This window comes from Candidatus Dormiibacterota bacterium (assembly GCA_035635555.1).
Taxonomy (GTDB): Bacteria; Acidobacteriota; Polarisedimenticolia; order Gp22-AA2; family Gp22-AA2; genus Gp22-AA3.
Map to the genome: position 1 here is coordinate 377,355 of DASQAT010000046.1, position 22,121 is coordinate 399,475.

Here is a 22,121-nt window from a genome sequence, read left to right on the forward strand (position 1 = left end):
CTCCTCAGAACCCCTCGAGGATCGACGTGACGACGCTCTTCGCGAAGTCGGTCGCCACGTCGTCGATGGCCACGATCTCCTGATCGATGAACACCTGAGGGCTCGTCGCCACGTCGTACTGCCGCTTGAACAGAAAGTGGTCGTCTTCCCACAGCACGCGATCCGTGGTCGTCTCGCTCAAGGTGACGTGCGCCGTGATCAGGATCTCATAACGCGTGGCGCGCCCCTGCTCGCTGATGACGACCGGCGTGACGATGTAGCTCAGGATCTCGCCCCGGAGCACCGCCTGCGCCCCTTCTTCACCGGGAAGGATGCGCACTCTCCCCCGTGTTGTGAACTCGTCGATGACGTGCTCGGTGACCCGCTGCTCCAGCTCGGGGCGATTGGTCCGGTTCACGAACGTGGGGATGCCCACCGATTGAATCCCCGTCGGCAGCGTGCTCGAGTGTCCCACGAGGTGATAGCCGCAGCCGGCGAGGAGGACAAGCAGGAACGCGGTGACGACAGCGGCCGGGCGGCGTTCCGGGTCACCGGGAAGCGCCGCGGTGGGTCCGATGGGGGGCACCGACGTCATCCCGCGCATTATAGATGATGCGGCGCCGGCCCCAACCGGCGCACGCGTCTATCCTACGACGATATTCAGCAATCGGCCCTGCAGATAGATGGTCTTGCGGATGGTGCGCCCCTCGAGATGGAACGCCACATTGACGTCCTGCCGCGCGCGCGCCACGACTTCGGTTTCCGGGAGAGAGGAGGGGATCAGCAGGCGCCCGCGCAGCCGGCCGTTGACCTGGACCGGAATCTCGACCTCGTCCTCCTTGAGCCAGCGTTCCGAGGCGGAAGGCCACGCCTGGCGCACGGCAGTGCCCCCCCCGCCCAGGCTCTCCCAGAATTCCTCGGAGATGTGGGGCGCGAACGGCTGCAGGAGGAGGGCCATCGTCAGACCGGCCTCCTTGAGGCAGGGCAGATCGTCGTCGGTGATCTCCCTGGAGAAGTCCTGGATCTCGTTCAGAAGCTCCATCAGTGCGGCCACCGGTGTGTTCAGATGGAGACGCCGCTCGATGTCGACGGTGACGCGCTCGATCGTGCGGTGAACGCGTCGGCGCAGCCGGGCGCGCCGTGGATCGCCGGCGCCGTCGCCCTCTGCGGGCAGGGGGGCGAGGGCCAGGTCCTCGGCGCGGGGGGCCAGGAGGCGCCAGACTCTTTCGAGGAAACGGAAGCAGCCCTCTACCCCCATCTCGTTCCACTCGAGGTCCTTCTCGGGAGGGGCGGCGAACAGCGTGAACAGCCGGGTCGTGTCGGCGCCGTAGCGGCGCACCATGTCGTCGGGGTCGACGATGTTCCCCTTGGATTTGGACATCGCCGTCCCGCCCTTGAGGACCATCCCCTGGCAGAGGAGATTCTGGACCGGTTCGCCGAACTTCAGGAGCCCCAGATCGCGCAGCACCTTGGCGAAGAACCGGCAATAGATGAGGTGCAGCGTGGCGTGCGTGATCCCGCCGACGTAGAGATCGATCGGGAACCACGCGTTGACGATCGCGGGGTCGAACGGCGCGTGATCGTTGCGGGGGTCGCAGTACCGGAAGAAGTACCAGGACGAATCGACGAACGTGTCCATGGTGTCGGTCTCGCGCCGTCCTGCGCCGTCGCAGCGCGGACAGGACGTTTCGACGAACGACCTGACGCGCGCCAGGGGCGATCCACCCTCGCCTGTCAGTGGGACGTCTTCCGGCAGGACGACGGGGAGATCCTCGACGGGCACGGGCACGGTCCCGCAGCGCTCGCAGTAGATGATGGGGATCGGCGTTCCCCAGTACCTCTGCCGCGAGATGCCCCAGTCCAGGAGGCGGTACTGCACGATCCCTTTCGCGGAGCCTTGGGCTTCCCCGTCGCGCAGCATGGCGCTCCTCGCAGCCCTCGAGGCCAGACCGGTGTAGGGGCCCGAGTCGACCAGGATGCCGTCCTCGACCATCGCCGATCGCGGCGCGGGCGCCGGAGCGCCGCCCTCGTCGGGGACAATGACGGTGCGGACCGGCAGGCCGTGCCGGGTCGCGAAGTCGTAGTCGCGGTCGTCGTGGGCCGGCACGGCCATGATCGCCCCGGTCCCGTACTCCATCAGGACGAAGTTGGCGCACCAGACTGGCAGCGTCTCGCCGTTATATGGGTTCCGCACGCGCAGACCGGTATCGATCCCTTCCTTCTCCTCCGGCTCCATGCGGGAGCGCGTCACGTCGCGGGCGTCGATCCGGCGCAGGAAGTCGTCCAGACGCCGCCGCGCCTCGCCCCCCCCGGCAATCCTGCCGAGGACGGGGTGCCGCGGCGCCACGACGCAGAACGTCGATCCGTAGATGGTGTCCAGGCGGGTCGTGAAGATCTCGAGACTGGCGGCCGTGGGCGCGCCGCCCGCGTCGAGGATCGGGAACTGGACCGCCGTCCCCTCGCTCCTGCCGATCCAGTTGCGCTGCATCGCACGCACGCGCTCCGGCCAACCGGTCATCGTGTCCAGCTCGGCGTCGAGTTCGGAGGCGTAGGCCGTGGTCTTCAGGAACCACTGATCGAGCTCGGTGCGGCCGACGACCGAATCACAGCGCCAGCAGCGGCCGTTCTCCACCTGTTCGTTCGCCAGCACCGTCCGGCACGATCCACACCAGTTCACGAAGCGCCGGCTCCGATAGGCCAGGCCGCGCTCGAACATCTTCAGGAAGAGCCACTGGTTCCATCGATAGTAGTCGGGCCGGTGAGCCGCGATCTCGCGGGTCCAGTCGTAGGACAATCCCAGGCGCAGGAGCTGGGCGCGCATGTTGGCGATGTTTTCGTTGGTCCATTTCGCCGGGTGGATGCCGTGCTTGATGGCGGCGTTCTCGGCGGGCAGACCGAACGAGTCCCACCCCATCGGGTGAAGAACCTCCCGGCCACGCATCCCCTGAAACCGGGCCACCGCGTCGCCGATCGCATAGTTGCGGACATGTCCCATGTGGAGACGTCCGGACGGATACGGAAGCATCTCCAGGCAGTAGAACTCCCGGCCTGAGGGGACCCGCGGCGCCTCGAAGACCCGCTCCCTGCTCCAGCGCTCCTGCCACTTGCGCTCGATGGAATCGAAATGATCCCGGTACTCTCCCAGCATCATCCCTCACCTCGCCCTCGATCCGTCCGGAGGGCCGTCATTCTAACAGGAACGCGGTCTCCGCGCGGGTCCCGGTGATTTCAACTTCGTAACCCGCAAACCCCGGTGTGCCGACAACTTGCGGCCGGGCGCGGGGAACCTATATTCGCTGCGCCCGGGTGTGGCGGGCGGCAGGAGCGGTCTCAATGAACAGTCTCACCTCGCGGGACAGGGTGCGCATTGCGGAGGACATGATCCCCCCGCGCGCCGGCCTCCCGGGAATTCTGGCCGCCCCCGTTCCGCATGACGAGGCCCTGCAGCAGGCCCTCGCCTGCCTCCCTGCCGGCGACGTTCCGCGATTGCTGGATGTGATCGCCTATCACCGCCTCGACGGACTGGCGCATCGTGCCGTCTCGCGTCTGCCCCAGGACTCGATCGACCCGTGGCTGCGATCGAGCCTGAAACGGCGCTCGCAGCGCCTCGCGGCGGCGACGCTGTCCCAGGCCCTGGCGCTCGCCGACGTCCTGGAGGGTCTCGCACGGGCCTCGATCCCGGTCGCGGTCATGCGCGGGCTGCGCACGGTCGAAGCGATCTACCGCGATCGATCCCTCCGTCCGTTCGAGGACCACGATCTGCTCGTCCTCCCGGAGGATCGCGATTCAGCCCGGGCCGTCCTCCTGCGCATGGGATTCGAGGAGCAGGCCTGGAGTTTCTTCCGCCGCGGCGGGGTGATCGTCGATCTGCACGTCGATCCCCTGGGCGCGCATCGTCGTCCATCCAGGCATTCCGTGTTCCCCGTCCACTTACGCTCGCTGTTCTCCCGGGCGACGACGGGACTCGTGGCGGGGGCGCCGTCGCTGGTCTTCGAGCCCGAGGACGAGCTGCTTCTTCTGGCCATCCATCTCGTCAAGCATTCCTTCGACAGGCTGGTGCGCCTGGCGGACGTCGCCCATTTCGTCCACCAGAGGCGCGGAGATCTCGACTGGAATCTCCTGTTCCACCGCGCCCGATCGTGCCGCGCCGCCCGCATCCTCGGCTGGACACTCCGGTCCCTGGCACTTCTCGGCGTCGCCGTCCGAGCCGTGGACGTCCCCGCCATCGAGGACGACGGCCCCGTGGAGCGTTTCCTGATGCGGCGTGTCCTCGATTCGCGGCCGTTTCCCTACACCGGCGAGGCGCTGATGACCCTGGCCGCCCCCAGTCTTCGACTTCGGCTCCTGTTCTTGTACGACGCGTTCTGGCCTGCGACCGAACGGCCGCAGGGCGCCTGGCGGACGGCGGGGGCCCTGCCCCGCCGTGTTCTGGACCTGGCGAAAGAGCGTGCGCTCCAGACCGCCGAGAGGAGGAGAACGTGAGGGACGAGACCGATCTCCTGCTGCAGCCGTGCCTCCCCTCCCCGGACGTCGTGGCGCGGCGGGTGGCGGGCGAGTATCTGCTGGTGCCGGTGCGCAACGGCGCTGCGCAGATGGATTACATCTTCACCGCGAACGAAGTAGGAAGCGCGATCTTCCTCCTGCTGGATGGCTCGCGCGACGGGCGGGACATCGCGCGGCTCCTGAGCCGGGACTTCGCGGTGGACGAGGAACGCGCGCGGATGGACGTGGTCGAGTTCCTGCGCGACCTGTGCGAGGCGGGGCTGGTTCGCCCCGCGCGGCCCGCGGGCGCACCATGAGTCTTCCGGAGATCAGCTACGGCGATTTCGGGGCCCGGCTGTCGCGCGCGGGAGGCGCCGCCCGCATCCCGCTCTCCGGCTCGATCGAGATCACCTTCAAATGCAATCTGCGCTGCGTCCATTGCTACGTTCCCGACTACTCGGGCCGGGGCGAGATGACCACCGCGGAGATCAAGAGAATTCTCGGCGAGGCGGCGGACGAGGGTTGTCTGTGGATGCTTCTGACGGGGGGAGAGGTCCTCTGCCGCAGTGATTTTCCAGAGATCTACATGCACGCCAAGCGCCTGGGCCTTCTGTTGACGGTGTTCAGCAACGGTACCCTGATCGACGAGCGGATCGCCGATCTGCTCGCCGAGTATCCGCCGTTCGGGATCGAGTTCACGCTCTACGGACTGTCGGACGAGACCTATCTCAAGACGACCGGGTTCCCGGGACGATTCACGCGCGTGCGGCGGGCCATCGATCTCCTCCTGGAGCGCGGTGTGGCGCTCTCCCTCAAGGCGGTGGCGATCGAGCCTCTGCGGGGCGAGATCGAGAAGATGGCGGCCTTCTGCGATTCGCTCGGCGTCCGATTTCGGTACGACGCCATGGTGCACGGGAGACTGGATGGCTCGCTCGCGCCCACCCAGGTCCGATCGTCTCCGGATACCGTCGTGGAATACGACGCCACCGACCCCGAGCGCTTCGCGGAATGGCTGAAGTTCTACAAGCAATACGTCAAGCCGACCCGCCCCTCCCCCTATCTCATGTCGTGCGGCGCGGGCGTCAACAGCTTCCACGTCACCCCGCAGGGGATGCTCCTGTCCTGCGAGGCCCTGCCGCTTAGCGGCTACGACCTGCGCCGGGGGAGCTTCCGGGAGGGCTGGTACGGCGTCGTGGGCGACATCCGCGAGCGCCGGGCCGAAGCGTTCAATGTCTGCGCCGCCTGCGAGCTGAAGGCGTTGTGCGATCGCTGTCCCGCCACCGCCCTCCTCGAGACCGGCAGCCCGGACGGCTGGATACCCTATTACTGCGAAGTCACCCATCGCCGCGCGGCACTCCTCGAGGACGCCATCGGAGACACGCAGAAGGCGGCGCGCTACCTCGCCCACGCCGAGAGGGTGAAGACCGGCTGGGTCCCCGAGGGAGCGATCCTGCCGCGGGCAACGGGCCTCCCCGCAGGAGGCGCCGGCTGTGCATCCGGGGGCGCCTGCGCCGCCTCCGGCTGCGGCCGCGCCGCTGCGGTCCAGACACAGCCTGCGTCTCTTCTCCAAATCGAACGTCCCCCGGTCCACGCCGGGACATCCATGGAGGTCGACCGATGAGCCGCAACAAGACACGGAACGAGGCGGGAGGCCGTCGGATCTACGAGACGCCTGCTCTCAGACGCGTGCGCCTGGTACCCGACGAGGCAGTCCTCGCTTCTTGCAAAAACAATGCAACCGCCGGTCCGGCTGGTCCGATCCAGAAGTGCGCGACCAACCCGGCAGTGTGTTCCCACAGTGCCAGCTGACGGCGGCCGTCCCCTCATTCTCGAGATCGCCCGCATCGGGCTCGAGGTGCGCACGGCCGATCCCGCCCTGCGCCTCGTCGCCGAGCCGGCGCACCTGCCGTTCCTGGCGGAGGCCACGGTCGAAGACTGCGCCTCCGTCACCCTCGGACCCGCGTCCCGTCGCCAGGCTCGCAAGCCCTCCGGCAAGACTCTGTTCGAGACCGGCTCGGTCTGGCGTCTCGAGGAGGTCGGCGACAACCGGCTTCTGACATTCCGCTCGCCGCTGTTCGGAAAAGACCCCTACCTGTCGGTCGAGTTCGACCGGGAGTACGCCCGGGGCGAGGGCGAGACACTCGTGGGCGGCCCGATCCTGGCCGCTGGAGAGCTGCACCCCTTCGTCTATCCGTTCGACGAAGTCGTGTTCCTGGCGCGGCTGTCGCGCGAGAGGGGCGTCCTGGTGCATGCCTGCGGACTGGCCCTGGGGGGGCGCGGTCTGCTCTTCCTCGGCACCTCGGGAGCCGGCAAGAGCACCACGGCACGTCTGTGGAAGGAGCGCGGCGGCGTCACGATCCTTTCGGATGATCGGATCGTCATACGAGCCGAAGGGGACGGCTACCGCATCTACGGCACTCCGTGGCACGGCGACGCGGGGTGGGAGACCCCCGCTTCGGCGCGCCTGGACGCGGTGTACATCCTCGATCAGGCGCCGCGCAACCGCATCCTGGAGATCAAGCCCTCCACCGCCGTGGCCCAGATGATGGTGCGCGCCTTCCCCGCGATGTGGGACCAGAAAGGTCTCGAGTTCGCCGTGCGCTTCCTGGCGCGGCTGTCCGAAAGCGTGCCGGTGAGACGCCTGCAGTTCCTCCCCGATCGAACGGCGGTCGACTGCGTCCTGTCATCCCTGGATGAGGGGGATGCGACGGCACGGGGCAGGGCTCTGATCGAGGGACCCGCCCGCACGAGGGGCGACGAATGACCCAGATCCTGGTGGTGGACGACGAGCTCGCCATCCGCGAAGTGCTGATCGAGTTCCTGTCGGAGCACGGCTACGAGGCCGAAGGAGCCGAAGACGGTCAGGAGGCGCTCGAGATGGCGAAGCGTCTCAAGCCCCAGGTCATCCTGCTGGACATCGCCATGCCGGGGATGAACGGCATCGAAACGCTCAAGCGCCTCCGCCAGGCGTCGATCGGGGCGGCCGTCATCATGATCAGCGGACACGCCGATCAGGATCAGGCCCTCATGGCCCTCGATCTGGGCGCCTTCGACTTCATCCAGAAGCCGCTCGACTTCCGCTATCTCGAGCGGACTCTCCTCGCCAAGATCGTGACCCTCGAGCCGCACGACGAGGGTCGCACGTCCAAGGAGGCCGATGGTGAGCGCAGACGGAACACCGGACAGAGGAACCGCTAAAGGGTCCCTGCCCCTGCCCGTCCTTCTCGCGGACCGTCAGGACGTGGCGTTCGTGGCGACCCCGCGGGGAATCGAGAGCCTGCGCATTCCGCGCCGCTACTGGGGTGCGCAGGTCGGCGTCGTGGCGATCCCCGTCAGCGACGAAGAGGTGCGTGGCGCCGAGCTGCAACCGCCGTCCGACGCCGGCGCCTGGCCGCGCGTCGTCACGCGGTCGGACCTGCTGGCGCCGGCCCTGTCGCGTCTCATGGGAGGAGATCACACCGAGCTGAGCCTGCGGCCGGGTCGCGACGGCCTGAGGGCGACGCTCCTCACCGCAGCCGACGAGGAGCAGCCGTATCCCGTGGCCCCCAAAGACGCGCTCGGGTTTCTCGCGGCGGTGTTCCAGCATGCGCCACGCGGCGTCGTCAAGACCGCCGGTGGGCGCGCGCGCCGGGTCCTGCTGAGCGTGCGACCGGCGGCAAGGCCGAACGAGTACCGCGTGCGCATCTCCGGAGTCGTCGAGACGGCCCCACCCGCCACCCTGAACGACATCGGCCTCTCGCCCGCCGTCCTGGAGCTGCTCCTGGAGAGCCTGGAGCGGCGCGCCGGCATCCTCCTGGTCTCGGGCGGACCGGCAACCGGGCGTACGACGACGCTGGATCTGCTGGCGCGCACGCTGTCGTCGCGCGGACGCACGGGCGGTCGGATCGGTCCGCGCCTCCGGCCGGCCCTTCCCGAACTTCCCTGGCTCGCCGAGACGCCGGGTGATTGGCCGTTCCCCGAAAGCCTCATGGCCTCCGCCCCGGAGTTCATCCTGGTGGAGCACCTCGAGGGGACGTCCGATCTGGTCCTGGCCGCCCGGCTGGCATCGACCGGCTGTCTCGTCCTGGCTGGCGCCCCCGCGGCCGATCCGGAGGCCCTGGCGAGGAGCGTCGCACGCGGGCTGGCGGACGGATCGGCCCCCGCGGTTCCCGTCGCCGTCCTGGGACAGACGATCGTGCGCACACCCTGCCGCGGCTGCCTGCACTGGAGCACGATTCCCGCGGAGCAGGCGCGGCGACTCGGCTTCCATCGCCGTGATGTGGACGAGTTCGAACGCAAGGGTGGTCTGCCGATCGCACGGGGCGAGGGCTGCGCCGACTGCTCCCGCACCGGCAGCGCCGGCCTCACCGGCGTGCAGGAGTTCGTCGATCCCGAGGCGGGAACACTGTCGCTTCCGCGTTTGCGGGAGGAAGGCTGGCGCCGGGTGGCGCAGGGCCAGGTCTCGGTCGAGGACGTCATGACCCTGCCCGGTGCCCAGCGACCGATGCGGACCCTGAGAGAGATCCAAGTGCACGCCGGGGCGGGACCCGCGTCGACCGAAGATGGACCCCGGGTGCCCGGCGAGACCCCGCGCGCCGCGGCTTCACGCGACACCTCATCGCGTGGTGTCGGCGGCACGGCCGCCCCGGAGACACCCTCCGAGCCGGCTCTCGCCGAGGCGCAGGCACTGGCCCAGATTCTCAAGGACAGCCGCTCCGCGCGCCCGGCCGACGGAAAACGCGTCCTGGCGCTCGCCCAGGTGATCGCTGCGCGCTCGGCCAGGGACGCGCCGCTCTCGTCTCTCCTGGCGCCGGCAGGCGGCTTCCAGCTGGCCAGCCATTCCGTGAACTCCGGGTTCATCGCGTCGCGCATCTGGGCGTCGCTTGGCAACGCGGAGGACACACGCCTGGTCCTCCTGGCCCTGCTCCACGACGCCGGAATGGTGAAGGCCGGGACCGATCCCGAAGCCGAGATGCCGGCGGTTTCCTCCGAGGAGTCGGTCGATCCGACCGGTTCCCGCCTCGAGCCTGGAGCGGTCCTGCGATCGCTTGGTGCCGAGGCAGCGGGGATGACGGAGGCCGTTCGATCGGTGCACCACCTGATCCGATTCGATCTCCCCAGTGTCGAGGAGCGCGCCGGCGCGGACCAGCGCTCCCAGGTGGTGGCGCTCGCCTGCCTGGTGGAGCTGCACCGCCACGGGGTGGGGAACGGGCTTCCGATCGACCTGCATGACGTGACGTCCCTCGTCATGGAGCAGCACGGGCGCCGCTTCAGCCCCACGCTGTTCCGCGCCCTCCTGAAGGCGGTTCCCATCTTCCCCATCGGCTGCCTGGTCGAGCTGTCCAGCGGTGACCTGGCCCGCGTCGTGTCGTTGAACGAGGACAACCACTTCCGGCCGCGGGTAGAAATCACCGCCTCCGTTTCGGGTGAGGGGCAGGGAGACCGCCGCGTGATCGACCTGGCGCGCGCGCCGTTTCTGCACATCCGCCAGCGCGCCTCAGGGACGACGGCGGAGCGGGTGGCGGTGTGAGCGTGGAACGGGACGCTCTTCCGGTTCTCGAGGCCCTCCTTTCGGACGGCCACGGAATGCTCGTCCCGGTTCGCGGCCGGAGCATGCGCCCGGCGCTCGTCGAGGGGGATGTCGCGGTGGTCGCGCCGTTCCTCGGTCTCCCCCGCCCGGGACAGCTCGTCCTGGCGCGCTCTGCCGGAAGCGTACTCGTCCTGCACCGCCTGATCGACGTCGAAATGGGAACAGGCCGACGGATCTACAGGCTGCAGGGGGATGCGGAGAGCGCCCCCGACACGGGCGTCCTGCGCGAGGATCTGCTCGGAAGGGTGATCGCCGTCGAGCGCGACGGCCGCCGCATGCCCATCGACGACCCCTCATTCGATACCCCCGCTGCCGCAAGCCGGCGCGCCCTTGTCCGGCGGGGACGCCGGGTCCTGCGCGCGGTGTCGCTGGTCGTGGCGGTCCTGCTGTGCGCCCTGGGAGTCGTGGCCGCGCAGGAAGGGACCGCCGCCCCGGCGCCGCAGGAGCAGATGATCGCGCCCGCCGCCGATTACCGCTTCGGTCCGGGAGACGTGCTCAGCCTGCGGGTCTGGAACGGCCAGAAGATCGACGAGCTGAAGCTGACGGTGCAGACCGACGGCGAGGCGTTCCTGCCGGTCATGGGAATCGGGTCCATGCAGGTGGCGGGCCGGACGATCGTCGATCTCAAGAAGGACCTCGAGGCGCGCTTCCACACCATCTACAAGGAGACCCACATCGAGCTCTTGATCACCAAGTACGCCGGGCATCGCGTCAGCCTGATGGGGGAGGTGAAGACCACCGCGCGGGCCGAGAGCGGCCCCGGGAACTGGGCCCTGGAGGGACCGACGCGGCTGGTGTCGTTCCTGTCGGCGCACGGCGGTCCGGCCCAGGAGGCCGATGTCATGCGGATCCAGTTCATCCGCCCCACCGGCGAGCGCCGGGAGCTGAACCTGTTCCGCGCCGTGTTCCAGGGGGAGGAGACCGATGACCCGTGGCTGTCGAACGGCGATCTGATCTTCATCCCGTCGCTCTCCATGGGCAACCGCAAGGTGTTCGTCCTGGGTGAGGTCAACCAGCCGGGGGTGGTCAACATCATCGACAAGATGGGCCTGGTCGAGGCGATCTCGCGGGCGGGGGGCTTCACCCAGAAGGGATACCTCAAGGGGGTGGTCGTTCTGAAGCGGGGCCCGGACGGCCACGCCGCGATCACCCTCGCCAACTTCAAGGAGATGTTCAAGGAAGCGGACATGAAGGCGGACGTGGCGCTGCAGCCGGGCGACATCGTGTTCGTGCCGCGGCGCGCCATAGTGACCCTGCAGGAGGTGATGTCGATCATCGCGCCGGCGCTCGGCATCATCGAGTCGATCTACATCATCGACAATTTCAGGAAGAACTGACATGAGCGCCCAGTACGATCTCAACCTTCAGGACTATCTGCGGATCCTGCGCCGTCGATGGAAGATCGTGGCCGGGTGCTGCCTGGCGCTGGGGCTCCTGACCCTGCTCCTGACGCCACGCGCCGGGTCCGTCTACGAAGCGACGGCGCGCGTCAAGTGGAGCCGCACGGACAGCGTCACGGGTCTGTTCCTGGAGGCCTTCACCTGGAGCCCCGGGGACGACCTCGCCACGCAGGCGCAGATCATCACCAGCAGGCCCGTGGCCCTGAAGGCGGCGCAGCGTCTCGGGCGCATCCCGGTCTCCACCACCATCGAGAACGTCCTGGCCGACAAGACGTTATCGGCGGCTCTCGATGCCATGCTGGCCAGCTACACGGCCAAGCCGATCGACAACACCAGCCTCATCGAGATCAGGAGCGCCTGCCCTGGACCGGACGAGGCGGTGCAGCTCGTGAACGCGGTCATGCAGGAATACATCATCGGGCACACGTTCGAGCGCAACCGCCAGGCGATCGAGGCGCGCGAGTTCGTCGAGAGACAGGTCGCCGAAGTCAGCGCGAAGCTCCGGGCCGCCGAGGAACAGCTCACCCGCTTCAAGGAAGCCAACGTGGGAGCGAGCATGCCCGACGCGAAGGAGATCCAGTACTTCCAGGACGAGGCCGCGCACACCGAGGCGCGGCTGGTCGCACTGGAGCACCTGAGCGACCTGCTCGCCCACCCCGGAGATCCGGGCTCTTCGCCCGAACTGCTCCTGGTCGACCTGCCGGAGGAGGGGCTGGGCGGGTTGCGGCAGGAGCTCGCGAGACTCGAGGACAGCAAGCGACAGCTCCTCGCGTTCATGAAGGACGATGCCCCCGAAATCCGGTCCATCAAGGACCAGATCGACGTGCTCACCGGCCGGCTGCGGCGCGAGACGACCACCGCCCTCGACCTGATGCGCGGCCGCAAGCGGGAGCTCACCTCGAAGCTGGCCCGCTTCCCGCGCGCCGAGCAGACGCTGCTCGAGCTGCAGCGCCAGGTCCAGGTGAACGCCGAAGCCTACGAGATGCTGATGCGCAAGCATCAGGAGGCCCTGATCAAGGAGGCCGACAAGGTGCAGGAGCTGAGCGTCGTCGAGGAGGCGACGGCCGCCGTCCCGAGACACGCGCCGGGGAGGCTCCTGCGATCGCTGGTCGGTCTCATCGTCGGTCTGCTCCTCGGGCTGGTGGCGGCCTTCCTGGCGGAGACTCTCGACACCTCGATCGGCAGCATCGAGGACGTGGAGCAGTACCTCGGCCTGTCGGTGATCGGCGTCGTGCCGCACATCGACCCCGACGCCACGCGACGCGACATCCTGCAGCGCAACCCGGCCCTGGCCTCCGACCCGAACCTGGAGGGTCTCGGCGCCCTGGTGACGCAGTTCGCGCCGCAGTCGCCCGCGGCCGAGGCCTTCCGCTCGCTGCGCACCAACATCGAGTTCTCCCGGATCGGCAAGGCGGGCCGCACGTTCCTGTTCACCTCCGCCTCCCCCAGCGAAGGCAAATCCACGACCGTCGCCAACCTGGGAGTCGCGATGGCCCAGATGGGAATGAAGACGCTGGTGTGGGATTGCGATTTGAGAAACCCCTCGCTCAGCCGCCTGTTCGGCGTCCCGCGCGAGCCCGGGTTCACGCACGTCGTGCTGGGCATGAACCGGCTGGACGACGTCCTGCACCGATTCTCGGAGGTGTTTCTCGGGCGCGTCGACATGCGCTCGATGCTCACCTCCGCGGGTCTTGAGAATCTCCGGATCCTCACCGCGGGGGCGCTGCCGCCGAACCCCTCCGAGCTCCTGGCGTCTCCCCTGTTCTCCGATTTCATCGTCGAAGTGGCCTCGAGGTTCGACGTCATCCTCATCGACTCGCCGCCGATTCTCCCCGTGACCGACGCCGTGGTCCTGTCGACGCGTGTGGACGGCGTGATCCTGGTCTACCAGCTCGGGCGGATCGGCCGGGCCGTCCTGAAGAGGGCCAAGACGCATCTCGACAACGTGCATGCCGCCATCCGCGGGATCGTGCTGAACGATGTCAAGGCGGAGGTCAGCACCTACACCGCGGAGATGCAGTACATCTACCAGCGCTACGACAAACAGCCGCAGGATGGAGGGGACACGGCGCCCCGCCAGGCTCCCGCTGGCCGCCCCGAGGCCAAGGCGGCCGGCGGCGAACGGTAGCATCGTGTCCGCCGCGCCCGGCGCCGTCGGCGCCCTCCCGGCCCGGAAGGCCGCGCTCCTCTCAGGTCTCCTGGGATCGCTTCTCGTCCTGTCGCTCTGGGTGACCCGCGCTCCCCTCGAGGTGCCGGTCGTCGCGACCGTGGCCGCCGTGCTGTTTCTGGCGACCCTCCTGCACGCGGAGGCCGGGCTGGTCATCCTCATCGCGTCGATGCTCCTGTCGCCGGAGCTCCCTCTCGGGGGAGCCGGCGGCGGCGGTCTGGAGGGAAGTCGTTCGGTCATCCTGAGGACCGAGGACCTGGTCCTGCTCCTCGTGGGCTTCGCGTGGGTGGCGCGCATGGCGATCCACAAGGACCTCGGGGCGATTCGGCGGACGCGCCTGAACGTCTGCATCTTCGCCTTCTCGGCCTGCTGCCTGCTCTCGACGCTCATCGGTATCGAGACCGGGCGCGTGCGACCTCTCCTGGGCCTGTGCTTCGTGGCGAAATACGTCGAGTACTTCATCATCTTCTTCATCACCGTGAATTACGTCCGCACGGGGGCGCAGCTCCGCCGGCTTCTCCTGGCCGTCCTCGTCACCGCGGCGCTGATCGCCGCCTACGCCTGGTGGCAGATCCCCTCGGGGGTCCGCCCGTCGGCCCCCTTCGAAGGACCCGAGGGAGAACCCAACACACTGGGCGGCTACCTGGTGCTGGTCTTCAGCGTCGCCTGCGCGCTGGCCCTCACTCTGCCCGGGGAGATGCGCCGTCTCAGGCGCGCCTCCGCCCTGCTCTCCCTGTTCGTGATCCCGCCTCTCCTGGCGACCCTGTCGCGCAGCTCCTGGATCGGACTGTCGGCGTCGCTTTTCATCCTGGTGTTCCTGAGCCCGAAGAGACGCACCCTCATCGGCGCCGTCATCGTGGCCTCGACCCTCCTGTTCTTCGTGCATCCGAAGAGCATCGAAGATCGTGTCCTGTACACATTCCAGGGCGAGGACCCGTCGGCTCAGGCCGGACGGTTGAAGCTCGATCCGTCCTCATCGGCCCGTCTGTCGTCCTGGGGCGACGCGCTGCGAGGCTTCGTGCAGCACCCGCTGGCCGGGTGGGGCATCACCGGCTACGGATTTCTCGACGCTCAGTATTTCCGCATCCTGGTGGAGCTGGGCGCCCTGGGCCTGCTGGCCTTCTTCCTCCTTGTCGGCTCGGCCGCCACGAGCTTCCACCGCGCCTACCTGACTCTTCCCGATCCCCTGCACCGCGCCCTCGGACTGGGGATGACCGCGGGACTCGCGGGGCTCCTCGGGCATTCGGTCGGGACCAACACGTTCATGCTGATCCGGATCATGGAGCCGTTCTGGCTCTTGACGGGGCTGGTCGTCGCCTCGCTCTCCTTCGCGTCGGAGACCCCGTGACGCCGCCGCGCGTGCCAGACCCTGGGCGCCGGGCGCCGGTCTCCGTCGAGCGGCGCGCCGCCGCGCGCGGAGTCGCCTGGAGCGGCGTGGAATCTCTGACGTCGGCGCTGGTCGGTCTCGTCCTCACGCCTCTCATCGTGAGCACGTGCGGCCTCGAGGGTCTCGGGATGTGGGCCGCCTCGTGGTCTCTGGCGCACACCACGAATCTTCTCGACCTGGGTGTCGGCTCCTCCTATACGCGGTTCACCTCCCAGTCGATCGCCCTGTCCGACGTGGCCAGGCTCAACCGGACGCTGGCCGCGGGGACCGGCTTCCATCTCGCGATCGCGACCGTCGTGGCCTGCCTGGCATTGTTCCTTGGCCCGGCCGCGCTCGGGATCGTGGCGCCGGCCGGTCCGCTCGCCCCCCATGCCCGGACCGTCTTCGGCTGCACGCTCGGGACCGTTCTCCTGCGCACGACCCTTTCGGCCTACCGCGGGGTGGTGTCGGGAGCGCAGAGAATCGACGCCCTGGGCCGGATCGGCGCCGCCGCCTCGCTCGTGGAGGGCATGGGGGCGGCCGCTGCGCTTGCCTCGGGCTGGGGCCTCTCCGGCATGGCGGTCAATTCGCTCCTGGTGGGTGCGGGGGCGTCGCTCGTCGAGGCCCGCCTGGCGCACCGCCTGGTTCCCGGCCTGCGGGTGGTGCCGTTCCTCTCCGGCCGCGAGGAGTGGCACGACCTCTTTTCGTTCGGACTCAAACTTCAAATCGTCCGAGCCTCCGAGATTCTCACGGCGCATGCCCCGCGGCTGATCCTGGCGGCTGGCGCCGGTCTTGCGCCGGCCGGACTCTATGACCTGGGTGCGCGGGTCGCGGGGGTCCTGCAGATCGCCGCTCTGCCTCTTCCGGTGATCCAGCCGATCGCCGGACGCCTGGCGGCGCTCGGCGATGCCGCACGATTGCGCGCGCTCGTAGAGCGTGCCACGCGCTACGTCGCGCTCCTGGCGATACCCTGCGCCTCGCTCGTCCTTCTCGATGCCGGGTCGATTCTGAAGGCGTGGACCGGACAGAACGTTCCCCCGGTCGCGGCGTCGACGGCCCGCCTGCTCGCCCTGACGCTCCTGTGCGGGTTCGTCGCTTCACCTCTGCGTCTGGTCCTGCGCGGCTGTGGCCGGGCGGGACCCGAGGCGCTGGCGGCGCTCACGGGCTCCCTGCTCAGCGTCGCGCTGGCGATCCTCCTGTCTCCCGCCTGGGGGGCCGTGGGGGTGGCATCGGCGGCCCTGTGCGGCGCGGCCCTGGCCTCTGTGGTCCTGGCCATCGGGGCGCGCGGAGCGAGCCCCGGTCTTGCAGGGACCGCCCTGCGAAACCTGCCTGGACCGATTCTCGCCTCAGGTGCGGGACTGGTCGCGGCGACGATCACGCGTGCGCTCTCGGGGGACCAGGACCTCGTCGCGGCGACGCGGCTCGAGGCGCTGTTCCGGCTTCTCCCGGAAGGGATTCTGCTCTGCAGCGTGACGATCCTCGTCGCCTTCCTGGCCGGCGCGCTCCTGCGTCAGGACCTCGAGGACCTCGCCGCCGCCCTCCTCCCGGGGCGTCTGCGGGCCGAGCCGGAGCCGGCGGAAGTCCCGGGACCCAGGGGGGGCGCATGAGAGTCATCCTGTCGGGCGCCCTGAACCCCCTCTTCGAGGCGCTTCCCGAGTACCTGGCGTCGGCCCTCCGCGGGCTGGGGCACACGGTCATCCTGTTCGACCACCGCGCCTTCCTCCTGCCGGGCCGGTTGCGCGCCAGGATTCCGCTCCTGGACCGGCTGGACCGCAATCGTCTCAACGCGCGTCTGCTCGGGCTCGTCCGCCGCCAGCGCCCCGAGCTCGTGATCGTGAACCAGGGAATGGTCCTCGAGGGCCGGACGATCGAGGCGATCCGCAGCGAGGGGACGCGTTGCGTCAACTGGTTCTCCGACTTCCCGGCCGAGTTCCATGAAGGGCTCGCGGTCTCCCCGTGCTACGACGCCTTCTTCCTCGGTTCGTCCTATGCCGCGAGGCGTCATCGTGAAGCCGGGCATCGCAACGCGGTGTGGCTGCCGTTCGGCTGCGATCCCCGCTCGCATCGACCCGAAGAGCCGGGCGATCGGGCGGACTCGGACCTTTGGTCACGCCGATCATCCGGTGCCGTGAGCCCCGAGGTCGTCTTCGTCGGATCGCACTACCCCGAGCGCCAGATCCTGCTCCGTTTCCTGCGCGGACTGCCGGTGGGTGTCTGGGGACCGGGCTGGGAGCGCGCGGCGGACGACCCCCATGTGGCCCCGATGATCCGCGGAGGCGTGCTCCGGCCGTCCACGTGGCGGCTGCTCTACGCGCGCTGCCGCGTGGCCGTGAACATTCACTACGGCTCGTTCGGGCCGGAGTATGCCTCGGGCGATCTCGCCAACACGCGGGTATTCGAAATCCTCGCCTGCGGCGCCTACCAGGTGGTCGATCGCCAGGGGGACGTCCTGCGGCTGTTCACCGAAGGACAACACCTGGCGGCGTTCTCATCCGGGGAGGAGCTGCGGGCGCAGGTGGAGAAGGCCCTGCGAGACGACCACCTGCGCGAAAGTGTGGCTCGCCGCGGGCGCGCCGAGGTCCTCGCCCGGCACACGTACGAGCACCGGGCCCGCAGGCTTCTCAATCCCCAGGCCACGGCCAAGGACGCCGGTCTCGCGGCCGGTGACGCGGTGGCGAGACCCGCTCCGGAGCGAGGGTCCGGGCCCGAGCCCCGATTCGGGGCCGGGGGGGGGACGAGATGAGTCCGCTCCGGGTCGTCCACCTCGTCGAGGCTCTCGACACCGGGGGGCTGGAGCACGTCGTCGCCTCGCTGGCGCGGCACGCACGCGAACGTGGCTTCGAGGTCGGGGTCCTGTGCGCGGTCCGCGCCGGCCACGTGGCGGCCGAGATCGAGGCGGCGGACGTGCGCGTGCGGGTCCTGGGCGCCACCGGCTACCGTCCGCGGGACATCCTGAAGGCGGCCCACGCTCTCCGCGAGATGGGGCCCGACATCGTCCACTCGCACGGTCATTTCGCCGGGGTCCTGGGACGCGCGGCGGCATGGTGGGCCGGAATTCCGATCGCCGTCCATCACCTGCACACCATCGATACCACGCTGCGGCGAAGACACCGTCGGCTGGAGAGCCTGCTGGCCGGCGTCACCTGGCGCGTCCTGTGCTGCTCAAGGGCCGTGGCCGAGCATGCCCGGCACGATCTCGCTGTTCCGTCGTCGCTGCTCCTGATCGTCCCGAACGGCATCGACCCGGCCCCCGCATCGAGCGAAGGCACGGCCCGGGCGGCCATCGGGCACCCGGCGGCGCCGATCGTCGGGTGTCTCGGTTCTCTTGCACCGCACAAGGGCCAGGCGGTCCTGTTGCGGTCGCTCGAGCATCTGCCGCCCGATCGACCGCTTCCGACGATCGTCTTCATCGGAGACGGTCCCGATCGCCCCGCGCTGGAGTCGCTCGCGGCGAGTCTAAGGCGCCGGCCGCGGGTCCTGTTCCTGGGCGAGCGCCGCGACGCGCGTTCTCTTCTGCCGGCGTTCGACCTGCTCGTCGTCCCTTCCATCGCGCGGGAGGGATTCGGGCTGGCGGCGATCGAGGCGATGGACGCGGGGATCCCGGTGGTGGCGAGCCGCGTCGGCGGTTTGCCCGAGGTCGTGGAGGACGGCAGGACCGGCGTCCTCGTCCCTCCGGGAGACGCCGCGGCCCTGGCGCGCGCCGTGACCCGGCTCCTCGAGGGGCCGGAGAACCGGCGCTCCCTCGGCGCCGAGGGACACCGGCGCGTCGAGGAGCGCTTCCGCGCCGCGGCGATGGCGCGACGCGTCGAGGACCTGTACGAGGAGGCGATGCATGCGCGCCACGCCGCCTGAGGCGAGAGTGGCCTTCCTGAGCGACCGCTCCGACCTGTTCGGTGGCGGTCAGCTGAGCCTCTGCGAGCTGGCGGAGGCTCTGCTCGGCACCTCCGTCCGACCCCTGGTGGTGGTCCCCGGACCCGGCACTCTGTCCGAGGCGCTGCAACGCTCGGGTGTGGAGTGGACCCCGATCGCTCTGCCCGCATTCGCCAGGGGCGCGGGGTGGGGGGCGATCGCGACGCTCGTCAGGCTGCGGCGCCTCGTCCTCGGTCGGAGCATCGACCTCCTGCACAGCGATTCGCCCCGTACGGCGCTGTACGGAGGCTGCGCGGCGCGCCTGTCGGGCCGGCGGCACGTCTTCCACGTGCGCGCCTCGCGCCCATCCTCCGTGCTCGCCGACCGTGTCCTGGTCCGGCTGAGCGACCGGATCATCGCGGTGTCGCGCGCCGCGGCCGCGCGCAGCTCGCCAGTGCGCGACTCGCGCAGGACGCGCGTCGTGCCGACCGGTCTGCCCCCCATCGATTTCCTGACGCGCCCGCAGGCGCGGATCCGTCTCGACCTGCCCCAGGACGCCTTCGTCTGCGGCGTGGTCGGACGCGTCGAGGAGGACAAGGGGCGTGATGAGGCCCTCACGGCGTTCGCGGCGGTTCGCCGCGTCGTGCCGGGGGCGCTTCTCGTTTTTCTCGGCCCGGTCGATCCCGGCGACCCCTGGACGCACACGTTGTCGCTGCGCGCCGCGGCGACCGGCATGTCGGGCGCGGTGCGTCTCGCCGGCGCCCGTCCCGACGGGGCGAGCCTTCTGAGGGGCTTCGACCTGCTCCTTCATCCTTCGCGTCACGAGGCTCTTCCACGCGCGCTCATCGAGGCCCTGTTCGCCTCGGTGCCGGTCGTGGCGGCCGCGGTCGGGGGGGTGCCGGAGATCATCGAGTCCACCCGGAGCGGGCTCCTCGTCCCCCCACGGGACCCGGAGGCCCTCGGCAGGGCGGCCGCGGCGCTGGCGCGCGATCCGGGAGCCAGACAGCGGCTGGCCGAGGCCGGGCTCGCGCGGGCCCGCGAAGTCTTCGGCATCGAGAGGATGGTCGCGGAGATCCTGGCGGTTTACGAGGAGATCCTTCCTGCGTCCCCGGCGGCACGGGTGCCCGGCTCGCCCCGCCAAGGACGCGGAGGGCACACGCGGGAGGCGACGCCATGAACGAACCGGACGGTCGCGCCGGCGGCGCTCCGCGCACCGGAGCCGAGGGACGCGACGCACCCCCATCACGGACCCGCGCACACCGCCCGTGCCCCTGCTGCGGCGGTCTCGAGGCCAGGATGTTCGATCGGTCCTCCCGGGGAGCCGACCAGGAGCACGCGACCGTTCGCTGCTCCGCCTGCGCGCTGGTGTTCGTCGACCCGGTGCCGCCTTGCGCCGTGGACCATGCCTCGTACGGTGCCGCGTATTACGAGCCCTGGCAGGAGCGGCGGGAGGAACGGGCCCGGATCCGGATGTGGCGCCGGCGTCTGCGTCTGCTCGAGGCGCGCCGGGGAAGGGGCGCTCTCCTGGACGCGGGATGCGGCGACGGTCTGTTCCTGAAAGTGGCGCGCGACGCCGGCTGGACCGTCGAGGGGATCGAGTTCTCGCCCGAAGGAGCGCGCCGATCCTCGCAGCGACTCGGCCGTCCCGTGGCGGTGGGTGATCTGGCGGCCGTGTCCGGGCTGAGAGGGCCCTTCGACGTCGTGACACTGTGGCACGTGCTGGAGCACCTGGTCTCCCCCACGAACCTGCTGGACGCCGCGAGGGGGCGCCTGCGTGCGGGAGGTCTCCTGGTCGCGGCGGTGCCGAACCTCGACAACCTGCCGATGCGCGCCGCCTACCGCGTCGCGCGCGGGCGGCCCCTGCCCCTCTACGAGGAGGGCGCGCGGGAGCCTCACCTCAGTCACTTCAGCCCGTTCACGCTGCGCGAGGTCCTGCGACGGCGAGGGTTCGAGTCGATCGAGATTCGCGCCGACCTGTGCGCGCTCACCCCTGCGAAGCGGGCGATCGACGCAGTCGCCTTCTGCCTCTCGCCGCTCTGCGGGCGGCTCCTGACTGACGCCATCGTCGCATTCGCGCGGAGGCCGCGATGATCGATCCCCGCGGGCACGTGCGCCTGCAGACGATCCGTCCCCCCGACCGCATGATCGCCGACCGGCTGCGTCGTGCGGCGCGCTCGATCCTCCTCGCGCTCCGCGCACCCGTCCTGCATCTCTCCGGTCTCTTCCGTCACCGGGAACGTCGTCCACCGGCCCCGTCGCGCGTCACGCGCCTCTTGGTGCTGCGAACCGACCGGATCGGCGACATGGCGCTGACCACCCCCGCCCTCACAGACCTGAGAGCGTATTTCCGCAAGGCCGAGATCACGGTCCTCGCGCCCACGGCGCCCATCGAGCTCCTGCGCCAGCATCCGGCCGTGGACCATCTGGTTCCGCTGACCGGTTCGCGGCTTCCGGAGGGGCTGGCGGGACGGTTCGACCTGGTGATCGATTTCACGCCGGACGAGCAGCTGCGCGGCGCTCTCCTGGCCCGCGCGACCCACGCGCATCTGCGCGCGGGATTCCGGGCGGCGGGACGACAGGCCTGCTTCAGCCTGCGCGGTCCGCGCGCCGAACGACGGCGGCATATCGTCGATCTCAATCGCGCCCTCCTCGACTCGCTCGGTGTTCCCGCGAAGGCGCTCCGGCCGGACCTTTACGTCTCGGCGGAGGAGCGCGGGGCGGCGCAGGCCCGCCTGGCCTCCCTGGGAGCTGCCTCGCCCCGGGTGGCCGTGCACCCCGGGGCCTTCTATCCCAGCCAGCGCTGGTCGCCCGAGAGCTTCGCCGCGGTCATCACCGCACTGACCGAGAGGACCGGCGCCGCCTGTATCGTGCTGTGCGGCCCGGGTGAGGAGCACCTGGCGGATCGAATCACCGCGGCGACGCCCGACGCCCTCCTGACGTGCGGCATCCCCATCCGCCAGATGATGGCCCTCGTCTCGGCATGCGACCTGTTCGTCGGGAACAACTCGGGCCCGCTGCACGTCGCGGCCGCTCTGGGTGTGCCGACGGTGTCGGTCATGGGGCCGAGCGATCCGCTCCGCTTCGCTCCGCGGGGCCCCGCCGACCGCGTGGTGCGCAAAGAGCTCCCCTGCTCCCCCTGCAACCGGGCCCGCTGCTGGCACCATACCTGCCTGCGCGCGATCGAGCCGGAGGAGGTCTGCCGGCAGGCGGAGGCGGCCCTGCGGATCCGCCTGCCGCGGGAGGAGGTGCTGTGAACCCATCTGCACGCCGCAGCATGGCCGTTCCGATTCCAGCCGGAGGCGCCCGGCG

17 protein-coding genes are annotated in these 22,121 nt (G+C 69.8%); 15 read left to right on the forward strand and 2 right to left on the reverse strand.

The genetic code is table 11. The features are described from left to right. Nucleotides 1-4 precede the first annotated feature (4 nt). Nucleotides 5-565, reverse strand: coding sequence for an LptE family protein (locus VEW47_14355; GenBank protein ID HYS06363.1), 561 nt, complete (start codon nt 563-565; stop codon nt 5-7). 57 nt (nt 566-622) lie between these two features. Then, nucleotides 623-3,130, reverse strand: coding sequence for a leucine--tRNA ligase (gene leuS, locus VEW47_14360; protein ID HYS06364.1), 2,508 nt, complete (start codon nt 3,128-3,130; stop codon nt 623-625). 182 nt (nt 3,131-3,312) lie between these two features. Here leuS and VEW47_14365 point away from each other — a divergent pair, with 182 nt between their 5' ends. From VEW47_14365 to VEW47_14435, 15 genes are all read left to right on the forward strand, one after another. Next, a complete protein-coding gene (locus tag VEW47_14365; GenBank protein ID HYS06365.1) occupies nt 3,313-4,461 on the forward strand; it encodes a nucleotidyltransferase family protein in 1,149 nt (382 codons plus the stop codon). Further along, a complete protein-coding gene (locus tag VEW47_14370) occupies nt 4,458-4,778 on the forward strand; it encodes a PqqD family protein (GenBank protein ID HYS06366.1) in 321 nt (106 codons plus the stop codon). Before VEW47_14365 ends, VEW47_14370 begins: the two co-directional genes overlap by 4 nt. Beyond that, on the forward strand, nt 4,775-6,082 hold the full coding sequence (locus VEW47_14375; protein ID HYS06367.1) for a radical SAM protein: 1,308 nt from the start codon (nt 4,775-4,777) through the stop codon (nt 6,080-6,082). The genes VEW47_14370 and VEW47_14375 overlap by 4 nt, the downstream gene beginning before the upstream one ends. Nucleotides 6,083-6,259: 177 nt before the next feature. Then, nucleotides 6,260-7,225, forward strand: coding sequence for a hypothetical protein (locus VEW47_14380; protein HYS06368.1), 966 nt, complete (start codon nt 6,260-6,262; stop codon nt 7,223-7,225). Beyond that, nucleotides 7,222-7,659 carry a response regulator gene (locus VEW47_14385; GenBank protein ID HYS06369.1) on the forward strand — a complete coding sequence of 146 codons (438 nt, stop codon included), beginning with the start codon at nt 7,222-7,224 and terminating at the stop codon, nt 7,657-7,659. The genes VEW47_14380 and VEW47_14385 overlap by 4 nt, the downstream gene beginning before the upstream one ends. Before the next feature lie 52 nt (nt 7,660-7,711). Next, complete coding sequence (locus VEW47_14390; GenBank protein ID HYS06370.1) at nt 7,712-9,970, forward strand: hypothetical protein; 2,259 nt, start codon at nt 7,712-7,714, stop codon at nt 9,968-9,970. Continuing rightward, nucleotides 9,967-11,367: an SLBB domain-containing protein gene (locus tag VEW47_14395; protein ID HYS06371.1), complete on the forward strand. Its 1,401-nt coding sequence runs from the start codon at nt 9,967-9,969 to the stop codon at nt 11,365-11,367. Before VEW47_14390 ends, VEW47_14395 begins: the two co-directional genes overlap by 4 nt. Nucleotide 11,368: 1 nt before the next feature. Further along, nucleotides 11,369-13,558 carry a GNVR domain-containing protein gene (locus tag VEW47_14400; protein ID HYS06372.1) on the forward strand — a complete coding sequence of 730 codons (2,190 nt, stop codon included), beginning with the start codon at nt 11,369-11,371 and terminating at the stop codon, nt 13,556-13,558. A 4-nt stretch (nt 13,559-13,562) separates the two neighbouring features. Further along, nucleotides 13,563-14,945 carry an O-antigen ligase family protein gene (locus VEW47_14405; GenBank protein ID HYS06373.1) on the forward strand — a complete coding sequence of 461 codons (1,383 nt, stop codon included), beginning with the start codon at nt 13,563-13,565 and terminating at the stop codon, nt 14,943-14,945. Nucleotides 14,946-15,031: 86 nt separating this feature from the next. After that, nucleotides 15,032-16,570 (forward strand): lipopolysaccharide biosynthesis protein, encoded by a 1,539-nt coding sequence (locus tag VEW47_14410; GenBank protein HYS06374.1) that lies wholly within the window; start codon nt 15,032-15,034, stop codon nt 16,568-16,570. Continuing rightward, nucleotides 16,567-17,706 (forward strand): glycosyltransferase, encoded by a 1,140-nt coding sequence (locus tag VEW47_14415; GenBank protein HYS06375.1) that lies wholly within the window; start codon nt 16,567-16,569, stop codon nt 17,704-17,706. Before VEW47_14410 ends, VEW47_14415 begins: the two co-directional genes overlap by 4 nt. Next, complete coding sequence (locus VEW47_14420) at nt 17,703-18,815, forward strand: glycosyltransferase (protein ID HYS06376.1); 1,113 nt, start codon at nt 17,703-17,705, stop codon at nt 18,813-18,815. The genes VEW47_14415 and VEW47_14420 overlap by 4 nt, the downstream gene beginning before the upstream one ends. Next, nucleotides 18,796-19,989 carry a glycosyltransferase family 4 protein gene (locus tag VEW47_14425; protein ID HYS06377.1) on the forward strand — a complete coding sequence of 398 codons (1,194 nt, stop codon included), beginning with the start codon at nt 18,796-18,798 and terminating at the stop codon, nt 19,987-19,989. The genes VEW47_14420 and VEW47_14425 overlap by 20 nt, the downstream gene beginning before the upstream one ends. 119 nt (nt 19,990-20,108) lie before the next feature. Continuing rightward, complete coding sequence (locus VEW47_14430) at nt 20,109-20,903, forward strand: class I SAM-dependent methyltransferase (GenBank protein HYS06378.1); 795 nt, start codon at nt 20,109-20,111, stop codon at nt 20,901-20,903. After that, entirely contained in the window at nt 20,900-22,066 is a 1,167-nt protein-coding gene (locus tag VEW47_14435) for a glycosyltransferase family 9 protein (protein ID HYS06379.1), read from the forward strand. The genes VEW47_14430 and VEW47_14435 overlap by 4 nt, the downstream gene beginning before the upstream one ends. Nucleotides 22,067-22,121: the final 55 nt, after the last annotated feature.

Bases quoted from the DNA above. Each gene is read 5' to 3' on its own strand.
- leuS (HYS06364.1), bottom strand. From the start codon at position 3,130: ATGATGCTGGGAGAGTACCGGGATCATTTCGATTCCATCGAGCGCAAG.
- VEW47_14365 (HYS06365.1), top strand. From the start codon at position 3,313: ATGAACAGTCTCACCTCGCGGGACAGGGTGCGCATTGCGGAGGACATG.
- VEW47_14375 (HYS06367.1), top strand. From the start codon at position 4,775: ATGAGTCTTCCGGAGATCAGCTACGGCGATTTCGGGGCCCGGCTGTCG.
- VEW47_14385 (HYS06369.1), top strand. From the start codon at position 7,222: ATGACCCAGATCCTGGTGGTGGACGACGAGCTCGCCATCCGCGAAGTG.
- VEW47_14400 (HYS06372.1), top strand. From the start codon at position 11,369: ATGAGCGCCCAGTACGATCTCAACCTTCAGGACTATCTGCGGATCCTG.
- VEW47_14415 (HYS06375.1), top strand. From the start codon at position 16,567: ATGAGAGTCATCCTGTCGGGCGCCCTGAACCCCCTCTTCGAGGCGCTT.
- VEW47_14420 (HYS06376.1), top strand. From the start codon at position 17,703: ATGAGTCCGCTCCGGGTCGTCCACCTCGTCGAGGCTCTCGACACCGGG.
- VEW47_14425 (HYS06377.1), top strand. From the start codon at position 18,796: ATGCGCGCCACGCCGCCTGAGGCGAGAGTGGCCTTCCTGAGCGACCGC.
- VEW47_14430 (HYS06378.1), top strand. From the start codon at position 20,109: ATGTTCGATCGGTCCTCCCGGGGAGCCGACCAGGAGCACGCGACCGTT.
- VEW47_14435 (HYS06379.1), top strand. From the start codon at position 20,900: ATGATCGATCCCCGCGGGCACGTGCGCCTGCAGACGATCCGTCCCCCC.